This window comes from Paenibacillus sp. sptzw28 (assembly GCF_019550795.1).
In the GTDB taxonomy this organism is placed as follows: Bacteria; Bacillota; Bacilli; order Paenibacillales; family Paenibacillaceae; genus Paenibacillus_Z.
Genome location: NZ_CP080545.1, coordinates 5983419 through 5999218 on the forward strand (window position 1 = coordinate 5983419; position 15800 = coordinate 5999218).

The window sequence follows — 15800 nt, forward strand, 5'->3', positions numbered from 1 at the left end:
TCCGGTTGTAAAATTGAAAAAAGCATGCGCAAAATGACGATTACGCATGCTTGCCGCGCCTTACTTCGCGTTCAGCAGGTTTTCCGTATTCGGCTCTTTACCGAACCATTTCTTATATACCTCAGCGTATTTGCCGTTCTCGATCACCTTCCTGATCACAGGATCAAGCTTAGCCTTGAGTTCGCTCCCCTTCGGATAAGCGATCCCGTAATATTCCGGATGGAAATGCTCCGGATCCAAAATATCTTCATACTTCTTGCCCGGGTTGTTCTTGATGTAATCGTTCACGATGGCAATATCGGCGACAACGGCATCAACGCCGCCTTTATCCATTTCCAGCAGGGCTACGGCATTGCTGTCGAACCTTTTCAAATCCGTATTACCCTTGCCCATTATTTCAGTCATTAGGGTATCGGCTGTGGTCGCGCCCTGCACGGCAACCTTCTTTCCTTTCAAATCAAGAGCGGACTTAATACCGCTTCCTTTCTTTACCATAATTACGTTGGTGGATTCAAAATAAGGGATTGAGAAATCAAACGTCTGCTTGCGATCATCCGTTATCGAAATGGCGGAGATTCCCGCCTGGTATTCTTTCCCCTGCTTCACGCTCTCCAGCATCGTATCCCATGCAACATTGTTCACCTCATACTTAAGCCCGGCCTCGTTCATCACCGCAGCAAGGAAATCGATATCGAAGCCGGTAATCTTGTCTTTGTCCATAAACTCCATAGGCTCATAAGACGCATCGCTTCCAATCATGTACGTTATGCCGCTGTTACCGTTACCGGCAGATCCGGCCCCCTGGGTGTTCGATCCTCCATTATCAGTCCTGGCACCGCAACCAGCCGCTATGGCAATCGCAGTAAATGTAATAATAGTTAACATTATTCTTTTTCTCATACTCCACTCTCCTATGGATTTAGTAAACCTATAAGGATTTTATCAGGAAAAAGTGGTTGTTACAATTAATTTTCAACTTTTAATGTTAGATTATATAACCTCAATGTTACATAATAGTTAATAATTCTGAACTACTCCCTTTTACAAAATTTTCTTGTTACCTCCTTGCGGAACCAGCGTATAACTCCGTAGTATTACATAAATTAGCAGATAACTACTTATTGGAGGGGTATGAATGAATCCGGAAACAAATCCAAGAACAAACAAACTGAACGTGAAGCCTTTCATCACCTTCGCTGTCGTTGCGGTTATTGCCGTTATCATCGGCTTCAACGGCTTTGCGACTGTCCAGTACGGCAATGTCGGGCTTTACAAAACATTCGGTAAATTAAACGACAACATTCTTGCTCCCGGCATTCATATGAAAATCCCTTTTATCCAGACGATCATTCAAGTCAATACTCAGGTGACGAAAGCGGAGACGGATACTTCCGCTTCCTCGAAGGACCTTCAGCCGGTCTCCACTCATGTGGCCGTAAACTACTCGGTGAACAAAGCGGCGGCATATAATCTGATGAACAATGTGGGCGGCTCTTTTGACAGCATCATCGTGGGTCCGGCGATTCAGGAGATCGTAAAGGAGGTCACCGCGCGGTATCCGGCGGAAGACTTAATAGCAAAGCGGGACGTCGTGGCAGGAGAAGTCCGGGAGCATCTGACAACCCGGTTAGCCAAATACGACTTGATTGTTAATGACATCAATATTGTGAATTTCAAATTCTCCGATGCGTTCAACCAGTCGATCGAAGCGAAGCAGGTTGCCCAGCAGCAAGCGCTAAAGGCGGAAAACGATTTGAAACGGGTCCAAATCGAAGCGAAGCAGAAAGTCGCGCAGGCCCAGGCGGAAGCCGAGTCCTTGAAGCTTAAGAAGCTGGAGGTAACCCCGGAGCTCGTGCAGCTTAAGCAGATCGAGGTGCAGGAGAAAGCGCTGGAGAAGTGGGACGGCAAGCTGCCGAGCGTGACAGGCGGCGCAACGCCATTCATCGATCTAGGCAGCCTTAGCGCCGGTAAATAACTGTTTGTCCTCCAAGAGAGAACACCTGCCAATCGGCGGGTGTCTTTTTTTGATGCCTGCCGCGAAACGCTTAAGGTACTACGGAAAGATAGTACTACTCAGCTTCTGCAATTTGGCTAGAATAAGATTATGACCTGGTCATAAGACGAGGACTTAAACACAACTCAAATATACGGAGGAATCGGTTATGCAAACCGCTCGCAGCAGAAGGAATACACCGGCGTTTACTTTTCTATCCTGGGCTTCGTTCATCCTCGCTCTCCTTGGAATGTTCATTGGGATTTACACCTTGCAGGAACCGCTCAGCGTCAAAGGCTATTACGCAGTCAGCGCTTTATATTTAACAATGGCTTCGTTCGTTCTGCAAAAGGTCGTCCGCGACAATATGGAGGATGAGCACGAGACGCGCAAACGAAACACAACGGCTTTCACTTTCATGGCATGGATCGCTTTCACAACTGCGTTATTGGCCATGTTTATCGGCATTTACAACCTGAATCAACCTCTTTCGGTGCAGGGCTATTATGCGGTCTGCGCGCTGTTCCTTACGATGTCCTCCTTCGTCCTGCAGAAAACGGTGCGGGACAACAACGAGGATAACGAGCGTGAAGAAGAGAAAATCGAGCCCGAGCTTTAAGTGCACGCTGAGTACGGCACAACATTAACGATGCAAAAAAGCACCCTTTCGGGTGCTTTTTTGGCTTTATTCCAGCGATTTTCCGCCGGTATCCGTAATTTGCTCCGCCTGCTCCAGTACATTCGAAGGCTTGCCTCCGAAATAGGCTTCGATTTTCCTGCATGCATAAATGGAGAAGACTATGAATAGCAGGACATACAGGATCTGAAGCGGATGTTCTGCATACCTCGCGAGGTCGTGTCCAATATATGAAACGGCAAATACCATCACCGCTTTTCCAAGTGTCACCGAGATCAGGAAAGACCTTAGCCGCATGCCCGCAAGGGCCGCCGCGATATTAATAATGACAAAGGGTCCGACGGGAAAGAAGCTTAGCACAAGGACATAGCTGAACGCATTCCGGCGCACCCACTCCAGCCTTTTCTCCACCTTCGGCTTTCGGGCCCAGCGCTGTACATAAGCGGTTTCAGCCATCTTGCGGACAAGGAGGAAAGTAGTCAGGCACCCGCTTACAATACCGAGCCACGAATAAAAGAAGCCCGGCCATAAGCCGTAAACCGCGGCATTCACCCCCACAATGACAATGGTCGGCAGTGGCGGGATAAACGACTTTAGAAACGTCAAGAGGATGCCGGGAAGCGGTCCGAATGACCGGTACCGTTCCATGGCTTCCTTGAGATTGTCTTCGGTTATATATGACATGATATCTATCATTCAGCACATCCTGTTTCCTGTGTTAACGGCATTTCTTATTATATCAAAAAAACAGGCAGCCAGGTTTATTCCCCTGCTGCCTTTGGCGCTCTATTGTTAACCTTTAACTTGCGCCGATTTAATTCCTTGAATCCGATGAACTTACCGCTCTGCTGGCTCCAGAAGCGGAAACGGAGCGAGCGCAGACTCGATAAGAAGGTGATGGTCGGAACATCCCGCAGACGCGCACTGCTGTTATGCACCGTTTCAAGATAATAATTAGGCACCCGCGGGCTCAAGTGGTGAATATGATGAAAGCCGATATTGCCGGTGATCCAATGCAGGATCCTCGGCAGTTTGTAGAACGAGCTGCCCTGAAGCGCCGCTTTTACATAATCCCAATTGTCTTCCTCTTCGTAATAAGTCTCTTCGAACTGATGCTGAACGTAAAAGAGCCATATACCGGCCGCACCGGAAATTAAAAAGATCGGTCCCTGAATGAGGAGAAACGCCTGCCAGCCTATAATCCAGCAAAGCAGACCTGCAATAGCGGCTATCCCGAAGTTGGTGATATATGTGTTGATTCTTTCCTTCGAGTCGGCACGCTTCCGGTTAAACCTGTAATCGATAAGAAACACATAGATCGGGCCGATGCCGAACATTACCAGCGGATTGCGGTACAGCCGGTAAGTCAGCCTCCGCAGCCAGGATGACGATAAATATTCTTCCACGGTGAGCGTCCAAATATCCCCGGTCCCCCGTTTATCCAGATTGCCGCTCGTCGCGTGATGAACCGAATGGCTGTAACGCCACTGACGGTAAGGGACACAGGTCAATATGCCGGTAATCGTCCCAACAATCTCATTAGCTATCCGATTTTTAAAGAAGGATTTATGGCAGCAGTCATGAAAAATAATAAATATCCGTATTAGAAACCCACCGGCCACGACAGCCAGCGGAAGCGTCAGCCAATAAGAAATCGATAAAGTCAGATACGCGGCGTACCAGATCAGCAGGAAGGGAATCACGGTATTAATGATCTGCCAGATACTGTTTTTCGCTCGCGGTTTTTCATAAGGTGCGATGTCTTTACGCCATCCGTTTTGCTCCGCATGAGACATATTGTATAGATCTTCCTCTCTTAATATCTTATCGGAACATTTTCGGACCAACCCCAGTAATACGTTTCAGATGAGAGATAGTTGCAGGTAAGTTCTGGAAACCCGCAAATAAAGTCCAATTTAGCGCTGAAGCAGTGTCCAGCTTCCTACATGCTGCTGTTCACCGCGGTTGACGGAGTCATCACCCGGTAGAGCAGTACATGGCTGAGCAGTGCAGTGATGCATCCAAGCATCCCGACCAGCACAAACCCTTCCTTCAAGGTGAGTAAGTCCCCTGCGAGTCCCATAAACAATGGGCCAATAAACATTCCTAACCCATAGATGGCCTGATAAAAACCCATTGCCGTCGCGCGTCTGCCGGTTTCCATATGCTTGATGCTGAGGGACATCAGGACAGGCATCGTGAAGCCCCGGCCAAATCCGGCGAGAGCCTGTGTAACAATTAGCATCCATAACGAGCCGGTGAACGGAATAACGACGGTAAACACTCCGGTTAGGATAAACCCGAGCACAATGACATTTCGTTCGCCCAGCCATTGGGATGCGTATTTCCCTCCCAGCCAGGACGCGAGAGCGATAGGCAGTGTCGAGAAGAAGGTCAGCAGACCCATATCGAGCTTGGTTGCGCCGAGCGACTGGGCATATACCGGCGTAAATCCGAAGACCGTCGCAAAGGTTAGAATCTGCAGGATGATCGCCAGGAACGATACCGTCATCAGAATACGGTCCCCGGCTACTTCCTTAATGCCGTTAAGCGTTATCGCCTGCTCGTTTTCTTCAAATTTCTCGACCACGAAGAACGCTGCGAACGTTCCGGCGAGTCCGACGGCCGCGCCTATAAGAAACGCCGACTCCCATCCGTATTGATCCGCGAACCATCCGCCGCACAGGATCCCGAACATCTGTCCCAGCGAATTGAATACGGTTATATTACCCATAGCGCGGGTTGTCTCGTGCTTCGCATAATAGCTGGCGAACAGAATCGTAAAGTCCACCCATGTCGCCGCTGCCGCGCCTGCAATAATGCGAAGGAACAAAATCCAGGTGAGATGGTCGGTCAGCAGAATGCCGATACCCGCCACAACGGAAAAGATCAACCCGAGCACGATGAACATTTTTCTCTTATGGATACGATCCGATACGACGCCAACCGGAATCCTGAGAAGCATTTGGCTAAGCCCGTACATCCCGACGATCAGTCCGGCCATTTTGTTGGAGGCACCGAGGTCCTTCACGTATGCGGTCAATATCGGAACACATGTATACATGGAAAACCAGAATATAAGCGTAACGATGCAGAATAGCGGAATTCGGTAATTGGCCGTCCCAAGCTGCGAATTCACCGGCTTCACCTCCAGCATACATTATAGCTTATATTGGCTATTACGGACGCAAAAAAATAAGACACCGGCGAGGGTGTCCAGGTGGACCATAGAGCCTGTTAAATTGATTCCCCCAAGAACCTGCCTTCAATGCTGCACTAAGGCCGGTTCTACCGCTTTGAGGCAAGCGCTTTCTTATACTGGTAGTAGATGGTGCATCCGATGCAATAGCCCAATAACGCGGCGCCGGCTGCAACCAGCAGCAAAGCCGCGAACACGTATGCGGCAACGATCCAGCCAAGTGCAAAGGAGATAAGCGAGAGCGTCAAGAACAGGACAGCGAGCGTATTATTGAACCGCTGCAGCTCAGCTGACTGTGTTTCACGGCCTTCCACGTGAAGGAATGGTTTAGCGATCCGCACGAACAAATTAAATCTGCTCCCGAGCAGCTGTCCTAGCGTTTGGATAACCCACAGCGCGGCAATAATCCACGGCTGTCCCAAAATAAACGCCGCAATAACGAACAAAACGATTCCGGCTTGATTAGCCTTGACGTAAGGCATCGGCACCTCTTTCAAACCGTCCGCCTCCCTTTAGTTTCGTCTTAATTCCAACTTAACCGATTCGAATGTTTTATTCAAGTTAGGGATTACCCAATAAACTTTCAATATAGCGGATATGATCTATTTCAAGAGAAAATATTGCCTTTAATTTTATTTTGATGATTGTGATAAGCTTGTATATATATAACTGAAAGGACTGCTTGTATTGAAAAAGCTCAAATTAATAATCACGATTCTATTTACCTTATCTATCTCCTTCGTTGCAGCCTTTATGTACTGGAATAGTGATAACCAAAAAGATAAGCGTCTTTGGAATCAATATAAAAATGCTTTGAAAACGGATAACATCTTGGAGATAAGCTATGAGGGGACAGGGACAACTTTCTCTGATAACGAGAAAGGAAATGAAATTTACTGGCTGAAGCAAGATATAAAGCAAGTAATCGAATTGGACGTGGACCTACTCCTAAAGGGGTAATCAATTTGCTATTCAAAGACGGAAGTATTCATCATTTTAGCTTCTGGGGCGGAGAAACATTTGAAACAGGCGTCAGCCATTTAGACCCCGATTCGCAATTCTTGATTGAAAGCAAGGAGTTGGGTGAGTTTATTAATACATTGAAATAAAGTGACAAAGGCTTTAGGAGGGTTTCAGCTTTGAAGGTTAAATTGTTGGAAATTATAGTGAGTATTGTGCTTGGTTTCTTCTCCGGTATACTGCTGAGCGGGAATGGAAACGAAATTCCCGAAAGCGGAATACATATTATGTTAGGGTGTATTTTTTGGATGCTGGTGTTTATTTATCTGCGGTTAAAATAATAAATCGCCAATTTTCGCCAATTACCTGGCGAATGGCCGGCAACAGGCGATCTTCTTAATCATACATTCAATCATATCATTGTAAGCTTCGCTACCACCGGGTAATGATCCGACGGGAAGCCTCCTTCTATTTCGCGGCGGTCGATGAGAACGTCCGTGAACCGAAATTCCGGCGTTGCGAAAATATAATCGATCGGCTCACCCTCCTCGCCGCCACCAAAGCTGTGCGCGGTCAGACCGGGATCCCCCGCCATAATGGAATAAGCGTCGATCAACCCGGTATCCGCTTCGTCGCTGGTTCCTGCGTCCCCCCGCAGTAAGCGAATCGGGAAATCCCCGGGCGCGCTGTTGAAATCACCCATCAAGATCACCGGAACGTCCTTCTGCTTGCGCTCACGGTGGATTCGCTCCAGAATGACTCTGCTGCTTTCATCCCGCGCCGCCTGGCTGTGGTGATCGAAATGAGTGTTGTACACATAAAATACAGCGCCAGTATCGCGCCTCGCGAAACGCGCCCACGTGCATATGCGCGGGAACCAGCTGTCCCAGCTTTTCGAAGCGATGACATCCGGCGTTTCCGAGAGCCAGAACTGCCCGTGCCCGGCGATCTCCAGCTCCCGTTTATTGTAAAAAATCGCACAATGCTCGTTCTCATGTTCGCCGAAACGGCCCTCACCGACCCAGCCGTAGTCGCTTAGATGCGGCTCCAGATCAAGCAGCATCGAATGATAGCCCTCCTGGGTACCGATTACGAGAGGGCTGTGCTCCTTGATAATGGCCGCGGCCCGGCGAATCCGGTTCGGCCAATAATTGTCCCCGTCATTAGGCGTTATATAACGCAGATTGAACGTCATCACGGTCATATCCATCAATCTTCCACCGTCCCCCGATCGTTACTCTTTTACGGATCCGAGCATGATTCCATGAATGAAATACTTTTGCAGAAACGGATATACCGCCAGGATCGGCACCATGGAAACGATAATTTTCGCAGCGTTCAGCGTCTTCTCCGATACCTTCTGCAGCAGTTCCGCCTGCGTGGAATCCAGCTCCTGCAGATTGATCTGCACGACAAGCTGCTGGATATAGGTTTGCAGTGGATAGTTCTCCACGCTGCGCATGAAGATCAGACCGTCGAAGAAGCTGTTCCAGTGGCCGACAATGCTGAACAGCGTCACAGTCGCAAGCGCAGGCAGCGACAGGGGGACGAACACCTTGGTCATCATGTACCAAGGGCCCGCCCCGTCGATATATCCCGCATCGCTCAATTCCTTGGGCATATTCCGGAAAAAGTTCATCAGCAGAATCACGTTAAACACCGGTACCGCACCCGGAAGCACAAGCGCCCATATCGTGTTGAACATGTCGAGCGTCCTGACGGTTAAGTATAAAGGGATAATTCCCCCGCTGAACAGCATCGTAAACAGTATAAACCACATGTATACGTTGCGAAGCGGAAATTCCCTGCCGCTTCTCGAAAGAGGGTACGCCATAAGGATGGTCAAGGCGAAGTTGAAGGCACCGCCGATCAGAACGCGTTTCACGGAAACGAAGAACGAATTAATGAAATGCGGCTCCTCCATAATTTTTTTATACGATTCCAAGGTGAACCCTTTGGGCCAAAGCTTGACGAAGCCTCCGGCCGCAGCTGCGTTATCGCTGAACGATACTGCGAGGGTATGCAGCACGGGACCGAGCGAAAGGAGTGAGATGATAAGCATCACTGCGAGCAGCAGCATTTCGGACAAACGGGCGGTGAGCGATCGATTCCGGACCAACAAGTTCACCCGCTTTCTCAAAAAATCCTGTAGTTTGCATATCTGTAGGCAAGCCGGTATGAGATCACGATCAGGACAAAACCGATCGCGGACTTGAGCAGACTGACGGCCGTCGCTAGTCCATACTGCGCTTGAACAAGACCGACCCGGTATACGAAGGTATCGATAATATCTCCGGAATCGTAGACAAGCGGATTGTACAGATTGAAGATTTGATCGAAGCCGGCATTCAATATGTTGCCGATGCTTAATGTCGCGAGCAGGACGACCGTCGTTGCGAGTCCCGGCAGCGTAATGTAGAGCAGCTGCTGGAACCGGCGGGCCCCGTCCATTTCGGCCGCTTCATACAGGGCCGGATTAATTCCGGCAAGCGCGGCCAAGTAAACGATCGCGGCAAAACCGAACTCTTTCCAAATATCACTGCCCACCACGATCGCGGGAAACCATGTGTTGCTTGCGAGAAACATGATCGGCTGGGTTCCGAGCGATTTGAGCGTCTGATTGATAACCCCGTTCAGCGATAGCATGTCGATGACGATGCCTGCCAGGATGACCCACGATATGAAGTGCGGCAAATAGACGACGGTCTGCACCCATCTTTTCACTGCCATGACCCGGACTTCATTCAGCATCAGGGCGAAGACGAGCGGAACGATGAGGTGTGCTGCGATTTTACATAATGCGATGAACACGGTGTTAAAGAATATGGTTCCGCTGTCGCGGATTTCGAACAGGTACGTGAAATTTTCCAGACCGATCCACTCGGAGTTCCATATTCCTCTGCCGATTTTAAAATCCTGAAAGGCGATCACGATGCCGAACATCGGTATGACATGAAAAATAATAAGCAGGATGACGCCCGGCAGCAGCATCAGATGATAATGCTTGCGGTACGATTTCATGTTCATATTGTGGGTTCTCCTGTTTACTTTCCTTGTAATTTGCCGACTTCCTCCTGCACTTCCTTCGTAATCTCGTCGCCGCCCTGCGCTTTCCAATCAGTGACGAACTGGTCAAAGGAATCGAGCGGCTCCTCGCCCATGATGATTTTCAAAAAGGTTTCCTTCTCAAGCTTCTGCAGATTCTCCCACTTCCGTTCCATCGTTTTGGTTGTTGCCGTAAATTCGCTGTAAGCTCTGTTCATGGGCTGCTTCAGCAGCTCGGCCGGTTTCGTATATCCGTAGTATCCGCGCCAGAGCTTCAGGTCAGCCTTTGGATTCGCTTTGTCGGCGACCGCTTTATCGTACATGTCTTTCATCTCCGGGTTCAGCGCTTCGGGCTTGATCTCACCGCTCAACGCTTTGCTTAGCAAATCGGATTTTCTCTCCACAGCGTCCGCATAATCATATGTGGCGTTGCCGATCGGCCAGTATTCGGAGCTCACGGTAAAGTCCAGTTTCAATGCATCCGGGTCGGTTTTGCGCTGGGCGGCAATGAATGTATTAGCGTAAATGACAGCCGCCTCGGGATACTTCATCCCCTTCTTAACGACGATGAAACGGTTGCTCACCGGCACCATCAGGTTGTTGTATTCGCCCTTGGCGTCCGGTATCAGATAGGGCTCGAAGTCGGCTTTCGGATCGTTGGTCATCGTATCGGCCAATAATCCTGCCGACCACCATGGTCCGAAGAACATGCCCGCTTGACCGCCGATAACCGGTTGATTGAGATCTTTGCGCAAAGCGAATTCCTTATCGATAAGGCCAGCAGCGTATAATTCCGACAGCTTACCAAGAGCTTCCTTCGTTTCGGGCAGGATAGAGCCGTAGACGATATTGCCCGAGCCGTCCTTGATCCAATTTGAAGGGTATGCATTGTATGCCATGAACAGCCCTTTATAATTGTGGTGGCCGGCCTTTCCGGGTGCGGACAATGCGCTATCGGAACCGGTTAACCCGATCGTATCCGGTTTTCCGTTGCCGTCGGGGTCCCCTTGGACGAAAGCCTTCGCGATCGTCGCTATATCATCGACTGAAGCGGGCGGCTTCAGCCCGAGCTTATCCATCCAGTCCTTGCGTACCCACAGCAGACTGGCGGCATCCGCCTGAACGCTGATGTTCGGAATCGCCATCAGCTTCCCTTGGTAGGTGGCTTTGTCCAGCGCCTTATTGTTCGTTGAGGCGTACAGCTCTTGCGTCAGAGGTGACGCGTACTTCTCATATACGCCGCTTAGATCTTCAATTTGATCCGCTTCGGCGAGAGACAGGAACGTCGGCTCGTCGACAAGCAGCATATCCGGCAAGTCTCCGCTGGCAATGGCGAGTTTTGATTTTTGATCGTAATCCGGACCCGAGGCATGCCATAAAATTTTGAAGCTGATATTCGATTTGTCCTTCATATATCTGGTGTATTGGTTGTCTTCCACTGTGTCGCCGGCATTCAGCTTGGCACCGGCGCTTACGCTCTTGAACGTCGTGATCTCAATCGGCTCCGGCATCCTGAACGGGTCGATCGTTTCCGTTTCCGTTTTGGTTCCCGAATCGTTTACAACCGGAGCCGGTTGTTTATTTCCGTTATTACCCGCGCCCTGATTGCCGTCTCCGCATGCCGATGTGAGAACCGCCAGCGCCGTCAGCGACGCGGCCATAATCCGTGTTGTCCATTTGTTCATCCTTCATCCCTCCTGTGAATTGTTATTTCCCGTGGCGCCCCTGCGCACGAGCCCCGTTCCACCAGTTCCGTCGGAATCAGTATTCTTTTCACTGTGCGATGCTCCGATGAACACTGCTCGATGAGCAGCTTCGCCGCTTCACGGCCCAGGTCCTCACTGAACAGCTTCACTCCTGTAAGCGGCGGCTTAAATTCGGGAGCGAATACCGAATCGTCGCTGAAGGCGGCAACCGACAGCTGATCCGGGATTGCAATTCCCAGCTCTGCGGCAGCCCTGTAGACGCCAAGCGCCATTTTGTCGGTATCGGTGATGATTGCCGTTATGTCCGGATGCTTTTCCAGCATTTCCTTGGAGGCGGAGTACCCGAATGCGGACGAAGTCGCTTCCGGATCTTTATAGGTAAGAAGCTGCGGGTCGAACGGCACACCGGCAGCTTCGAGCGCGCGGCGGTATCCGTAGCCCCGGTCCGATGATACGGTTTTGCCCTGAGAAGCATTGAGGAATAATATCCGCTTGTGCCCAAGTAGAAGCAGGTATTCCGTCACCTTCCGGCCGTTCGCGACGTTATCGTTGTCGACGTACGATACTTTCGATTCGAAATCGTCCGGCGGCCTGCCGACGACTACCAAAGGGAGGTTCTGCCGGATCCGTTCGGCAATGCGGTTGTCCCCTTCCTTCGGGTCCAGTAAAATATCTCCGTCCACAGGCTCCGAAGCCAGGTTCGGTACCTCGTTCAAATAGGAATGGGGCAGCGCATTGACGAGCAGCCGGTAGCCGCTCGGGCTGCACTCGCTTAAGACGCCGTTCATAAGCGACAGATGAAACAGACTAAACTTGACCTGTTCCCCCGGCATATTCAGTCCAATGATGCGGGTAGTTTTGTTCGCAAGACTTCTCGCCCAGTAATTCGGTTTATAATTCAGCTTCCGGGCGGCAGCCAGAACGCGTTCGGATACCTCTCTGCTGATCGGACGCTTCTGGCTGAACACACTCGATACGGTGCTCTTCGAAACGCCGGCCGTTCTGGCTACATCGTCGATCGTTGCCAATTATTCCCCCACCTCCTGCTAAAAGTTACATTATGTACAAGTTTTATATTAAACCGGTTTTATTAACCGGCAGTCATGCCCGTTTTGAGTTTTCGTTAATGCCGATGAAAAATAAAGCACGTTTCCCCAGAAAGTAATGAAACCGGTTTAATGATGAATATGATCCGGGCATTACCGGTATACCTCCCTTTCGCAGCATAGAAAAAAGGCACATTCCATGATGGTGGAACGTGCCCTATACAGTGCCGGACGCATTATTCGGAAACGAATGTAACCCTGCCGTCAGTCAGTGAAGCGATCCGGGCCAACGATTCGACGCGGTAGCCCGCTTCCCTCAACCTGCCGGCTCCGCTCTGAAACGACTTTTCGATGACGATACCAATACCGGCTATTGACGCTCCGGCCGATTCCACGATTCGCGCCATACCGAACGCCGCTTCGCCATGGGCGAGGAAATCATCGATGATGAGCACATTTTCTCCCGGGGAGAGAAATTTGCGGGAGATCGTTACTTCATTGTGCTGCTGCTTCGTGAAGGAGTACACGGTTTCTACATAGATGTCGTCCTTCAGCGTCAGCGACTTGTGCTTCCGCGCGAACAGAAGCGGCACTTTCAATGTGAGCGCCGTCATGATCGCCGGGGCGATGCCGGAGGATTCCAGGGTAAGCACCTTGTCGACACGGCTGCCTGCGAACCGCTCGGCAAATGCTTGGCCGACGGCAAGCATCAACTCGGGATCGACCATGTGATTCAGAAACGAATCGACCTTCAGCACCTGGTCGCTCAGAACAAGGCCTTCACTGATGATTTTATGTTCTAATAATTTCATGCCGTTAATCGCCCTTTCGGATTATGAGGTTACTGCTCATTTGCACCAAATATACCACATACTAACCCAAGCCGGGAGATGCTTTCGTATCATACAAAAAGGCACCCTCGCGGATGCCTTTTGGTTAATAGTTTTTGACCGCAAGCTGGTCGAGATTTTTGAACTCGTATCCCTGCACCCGCGCATCGTCGATGATTTTGCCGAGCGCTTCCGCATTGTCTCTGGATACGGAATGCAGCAGGATGACCGCGCCCGGATGTAGCTGCGACATGACGCTGTCGTAGGCGTGCTTCCACCCTCTCTGGGCTTTCGTATCCCAGTCTTTATAAGCGACAGACCAGAACACGCTTGTATAACCCTGCTCCTTGCTTACCGCGAGCACCCGGTCGCTGAAGATGCCGCGCGGCGGACGCAGATACTGCATATCCTGCCGGCCGGTTAGCTGAGTGACGCCGTCTTTCACCTTCACCAATTCATTGCCGATCTGGCCGCTCGAGATCCCGCTCATATCGGGGTGGCTCCACGAATGGTTGCCGATCAAATGTCCCTCCGCCGCCATGCGTTTAACCAGCTCCGGTTGGTCCTTGACATAATGGCCGGTTACGAAGAATATCGCCGGCACCTTCTTCTCCTTCAGAACATCGAGCACCTTAGCGGTAAATCCGTTCTCGTACCCGTTGTCGAAGGTAAGGTAAAGCTCTTTCTTCGTCGTATCCCCCAGAAAGATGGCGCCATGCCTTTGAAGAATGTCCTTGAACCCCTCCTGGCCGATGGAAGGAAGCTTTCCGCCAACGCTTTTCTTGAATCCAAAATGGAACGTGCCGCCTGCTGCCGCTGCATGCGCAGATACACAGAAAAGTAAGGCTGCACACAAGGCTGCGATCCAATTAATCTGTTTCCTGATCTCATTCACCGCCTCGATAGGTGTTTATTTGTCTGGTTGTTTGCGCGATATACTTCTGCCACAGAAGTACTATTTCACATTAACCGGAAAATTATGTGAGCTGGCTTGGCGGTTGACCGGGTGCACGTATTCGTAAAGGTTTTGAAAGCGCTTGGTCTGATTACTTGTCTTGTGATTAACGGATGGTGTGATAGACTTCAACTTAGATTAGAACAAATAGGGGGCTCTCGAAATGATTGATTTTACAGAAGTAAATGTTTTAGCGGTTCTTGCCGCAACGGTTGTCACGATGGTACTTGGTTTCTTGTGGTATTCGCCGGTACTGTTCGGCAATGCATGGGTCAAGCTGCAGGGCAAGAAGATGGAGGAAATGTCCGGAGGAGGTCCGGTGACGTACATTCTTACGGCGTTGACCGCACTGGCCGGCGCATTTATTCTAGCGCTGCTGCTGACGCTCGCGGACGAAAAGACAATGACGGCGGGATTGACGGTTGGCTTACTGATCGGCATCAGCGTTTCCGTGAAAATCGGGATGAACTACTTGTTCGAGGGTAAAGGAATACAGCTATACCTCATCACAATCGGCTACCACTTGGTATCGTATCTGTTAGCGGGTTTGATCATCGGCGCTATGTAAAGCTGACCTCATCCAAGTCACCTGCAAAAATGAACACCCCGTACCTCTTTTAGCGAGTATCGGGGTGTTTTCGTCCGAATATAAAGATTTACGCTATTAACGTCCGGTCAGGACGCAGATGGAACAGTCTGTGCAGTTTTTGATTTTCGGCGCTGTTTACTCTGCGCTCTAAGTACGCGGATGGACAAGAAAATTCCGGTCGAGGTCAGAAAAATCAAGCTGATGGCCGTTAAATCAACGTAAATTTTGTAGCTGCCGCCGGCGATCATTCCTTCATGCAGTCCTTTGACAAAGCCCAACAGGCCGCTGCTTTTCTGGTCCGGCCCTCCTATTCCGCCTTCGCCGTTAAAGGAGGGCCTTGCATTACCTTGCTGCTGCGCGGCAGCATTCGAGTCGGCACTGGCACTCGGGGCAAGCGTACCGCCGGATCTATCGGCGGAAGTGCCGGTACCGGGCTGGACAGCCGAACTCGTCGCTCCTTGACTGATTCCCACCTGGGGAACGCCGTCCCGCGTCTCGCCGCCGATCAACCATGGCTCCGATAGCAGGAGACCGGTTATCGCTTGAATGAGAATAAACAGCGATGATATTATACCAATCCATAAATGAAGCTTCCTTGTCGTTTTCATATGAATACAGCCTCCAAAGCATAGATTCATTGATTCTCCATTACTGTAGAAGCTGCAGATGAAGTCTATATGAAAGCCAACTGAAAGCTTGCTGAGCGTTCGCTACGCCCCCCCCGGCAGAAATGGATTATGCTGCGCACCAACCGCTCAAAGGGAATGATATAAGAAGAGTATAGTATTTTCAAAAAAACAGGAGGCGAATGCTAACACACATTCGCTTCCTGTCCCAATT

18 protein-coding genes and 1 pseudogene are annotated in these 15800 nt (G+C 50.3%); 6 read left to right on the forward strand and 13 right to left on the reverse strand.

Annotated features, from left to right (window positions below):
• Positions 1 to 60: 60 nt before the first annotated feature.
• Positions 61 to 900: a basic amino acid ABC transporter substrate-binding protein gene (locus KZ483_RS27765; RefSeq protein ID WP_220350708.1), complete on the reverse strand. Its 840-nt coding sequence runs from the start codon at positions 898 to 900 to the stop codon at positions 61 to 63.
• A 235-nt stretch (positions 901 to 1135) separates the two neighbouring features.
• On the opposite strand from KZ483_RS27765, the gene KZ483_RS27770 reads away from it, so the two are divergent.
• The 3 genes and pseudogenes from KZ483_RS27770 (at position 1136) to KZ483_RS28825 (ending at position 2612) form a co-directional block, all read left to right on the forward strand.
• The gene (locus KZ483_RS27770; protein ID WP_220350709.1) at positions 1136 to 1975 is read left to right on the forward strand and encodes a prohibitin family protein; all 840 of its coding nucleotides are present in this window, start codon (positions 1136 to 1138) and stop codon (positions 1973 to 1975) included.
• Between the two features lie 187 nt (positions 1976 to 2162).
• A pseudogene (locus KZ483_RS28820) lies at positions 2163 to 2345 on the forward strand (YiaA/YiaB family inner membrane protein); the annotation flags it as partial.
• Between the two features lie 15 nt (positions 2346 to 2360).
• Entirely contained in the window at positions 2361 to 2612 is a 252-nt protein-coding gene (locus tag KZ483_RS28825) for a YiaA/YiaB family inner membrane protein (RefSeq protein WP_397376235.1), read from the forward strand.
• Positions 2613 to 2678: 66 nt separating this feature from the next.
• On the opposite strand, the gene KZ483_RS27780 is transcribed toward KZ483_RS28825, so the two are convergent.
• From KZ483_RS27780 to KZ483_RS27795, 4 genes are all read right to left on the reverse strand, one after another.
• On the reverse strand, positions 2679 to 3326 hold the full coding sequence (locus KZ483_RS27780; RefSeq protein ID WP_258881467.1) for a TVP38/TMEM64 family protein: 648 nt from the start codon (positions 3324 to 3326) through the stop codon (positions 2679 to 2681).
• 65 nt (positions 3327 to 3391) lie between these two features.
• A complete protein-coding gene (locus tag KZ483_RS27785; RefSeq protein WP_220350711.1) occupies positions 3392 to 4426 on the reverse strand; it encodes a Delta(5) desaturase DesA in 1035 nt (344 codons plus the stop codon).
• 146 nt (positions 4427 to 4572) lie between these two features.
• Entirely contained in the window at positions 4573 to 5769 is a 1197-nt protein-coding gene (locus KZ483_RS27790) for an MFS transporter (protein ID WP_220350712.1), read from the reverse strand.
• A 149-nt stretch (positions 5770 to 5918) separates the two neighbouring features.
• The gene (locus tag KZ483_RS27795) at positions 5919 to 6317 is read right to left on the reverse strand and encodes a DUF4395 domain-containing protein (protein ID WP_309568685.1); all 399 of its coding nucleotides are present in this window, start codon (positions 6315 to 6317) and stop codon (positions 5919 to 5921) included.
• Positions 6318 to 6516: 199 nt separating this feature from the next.
• On the opposite strand from KZ483_RS27795, the gene KZ483_RS27800 reads away from it, so the two are divergent.
• Entirely contained in the window at positions 6517 to 6789 is a 273-nt protein-coding gene (locus tag KZ483_RS27800) for a hypothetical protein (RefSeq protein ID WP_220350714.1), read from the forward strand.
• A 179-nt stretch (positions 6790 to 6968) separates the two neighbouring features.
• On the forward strand, positions 6969 to 7130 hold the full coding sequence (locus KZ483_RS27805) for a hypothetical protein (RefSeq protein WP_220350715.1): 162 nt from the start codon (positions 6969 to 6971) through the stop codon (positions 7128 to 7130).
• Between the two features lie 71 nt (positions 7131 to 7201).
• Here KZ483_RS27805 and KZ483_RS27810 read toward each other — a convergent pair whose 3' ends face one another.
• From KZ483_RS27810 to pdaA, 7 genes are all read right to left on the reverse strand, one after another.
• Positions 7202 to 7999, reverse strand: a complete 798-nt coding sequence (locus KZ483_RS27810; protein ID WP_220350716.1) for an endonuclease/exonuclease/phosphatase family protein — start codon at positions 7997 to 7999, stop codon at positions 7202 to 7204.
• A gap of 24 nt (positions 8000 to 8023) precedes the next feature.
• Positions 8024 to 8908, reverse strand: a complete 885-nt coding sequence (locus KZ483_RS27815; RefSeq protein ID WP_220353736.1) for a carbohydrate ABC transporter permease — start codon at positions 8906 to 8908, stop codon at positions 8024 to 8026.
• Between the two features lie 17 nt (positions 8909 to 8925).
• On the reverse strand, positions 8926 to 9816 hold the full coding sequence (locus tag KZ483_RS27820) for an ABC transporter permease (protein WP_220350717.1): 891 nt from the start codon (positions 9814 to 9816) through the stop codon (positions 8926 to 8928).
• A 17-nt stretch (positions 9817 to 9833) separates the two neighbouring features.
• Complete coding sequence (locus KZ483_RS27825) at positions 9834 to 11519, reverse strand: extracellular solute-binding protein (protein WP_220350718.1); 1686 nt, start codon at positions 11517 to 11519, stop codon at positions 9834 to 9836.
• On the reverse strand, positions 11516 to 12568 hold the full coding sequence (locus KZ483_RS27830; protein WP_220350719.1) for a LacI family DNA-binding transcriptional regulator: 1053 nt from the start codon (positions 12566 to 12568) through the stop codon (positions 11516 to 11518). The genes KZ483_RS27825 and KZ483_RS27830 overlap by 4 nt, the downstream gene beginning before the upstream one ends.
• A gap of 254 nt (positions 12569 to 12822) precedes the next feature.
• Complete coding sequence (locus tag KZ483_RS27835; RefSeq protein ID WP_220350720.1) at positions 12823 to 13398, reverse strand: xanthine phosphoribosyltransferase; 576 nt, start codon at positions 13396 to 13398, stop codon at positions 12823 to 12825.
• Between the two features lie 124 nt (positions 13399 to 13522).
• Positions 13523 to 14272, reverse strand: coding sequence for a delta-lactam-biosynthetic de-N-acetylase (gene pdaA, locus KZ483_RS27840; protein ID WP_258881794.1), 750 nt, complete (start codon positions 14270 to 14272; stop codon positions 13523 to 13525).
• Positions 14273 to 14534: 262 nt separating this feature from the next.
• On the opposite strand from pdaA, the gene KZ483_RS27845 reads away from it, so the two are divergent.
• On the forward strand, positions 14535 to 14939 hold the full coding sequence (locus KZ483_RS27845) for a DUF1761 domain-containing protein (protein ID WP_220350721.1): 405 nt from the start codon (positions 14535 to 14537) through the stop codon (positions 14937 to 14939).
• 107 nt (positions 14940 to 15046) lie between these two features.
• Here the strand turns inward: KZ483_RS27845 and KZ483_RS27850 are convergent, their stop codons facing one another.
• Positions 15047 to 15568 carry a PepSY-associated TM helix domain-containing protein gene (locus tag KZ483_RS27850; RefSeq protein ID WP_220350722.1) on the reverse strand — a complete coding sequence of 174 codons (522 nt, stop codon included), beginning with the start codon at positions 15566 to 15568 and terminating at the stop codon, positions 15047 to 15049.
• Between the last annotated feature and the right edge of the window lie 232 nt (positions 15569 to 15800).

What these genes read in the sequence shown, in the direction of transcription:
- KZ483_RS27765 (WP_220350708.1), bottom strand. Translation starts at nt 900, where the DNA reads ATGAGAAAAAGAATAATGTTAACTATTATTACATTTACTGCGATTGCC.
- KZ483_RS27770 (WP_220350709.1), top strand. Translation starts at nt 1,136, where the DNA reads ATGAATCCGGAAACAAATCCAAGAACAAACAAACTGAACGTGAAGCCT.
- KZ483_RS28825 (WP_397376235.1), top strand. Translation starts at nt 2,361, where the DNA reads ATGGAGGATGAGCACGAGACGCGCAAACGAAACACAACGGCTTTCACT.
- KZ483_RS27780 (WP_258881467.1), bottom strand. Translation starts at nt 3,326, where the DNA reads ATGATAGATATCATGTCATATATAACCGAAGACAATCTCAAGGAAGCC.
- KZ483_RS27785 (WP_220350711.1), bottom strand. Translation starts at nt 4,426, where the DNA reads ATGTCTCATGCGGAGCAAAACGGATGGCGTAAAGACATCGCACCTTAT.
- KZ483_RS27810 (WP_220350716.1), bottom strand. Translation starts at nt 7,999, where the DNA reads ATGGATATGACCGTGATGACGTTCAATCTGCGTTATATAACGCCTAAT.
- KZ483_RS27820 (WP_220350717.1), bottom strand. Translation starts at nt 9,816, where the DNA reads ATGAACATGAAATCGTACCGCAAGCATTATCATCTGATGCTGCTGCCG.
- KZ483_RS27825 (WP_220350718.1), bottom strand. Translation starts at nt 11,519, where the DNA reads ATGAACAAATGGACAACACGGATTATGGCCGCGTCGCTGACGGCGCTG.
- KZ483_RS27835 (WP_220350720.1), bottom strand. Translation starts at nt 13,398, where the DNA reads ATGAAATTATTAGAACATAAAATCATCAGTGAAGGCCTTGTTCTGAGC.
- KZ483_RS27845 (WP_220350721.1), top strand. Translation starts at nt 14,535, where the DNA reads ATGATTGATTTTACAGAAGTAAATGTTTTAGCGGTTCTTGCCGCAACG.
- KZ483_RS27850 (WP_220350722.1), bottom strand. Translation starts at nt 15,568, where the DNA reads ATGAAAACGACAAGGAAGCTTCATTTATGGATTGGTATAATATCATCG.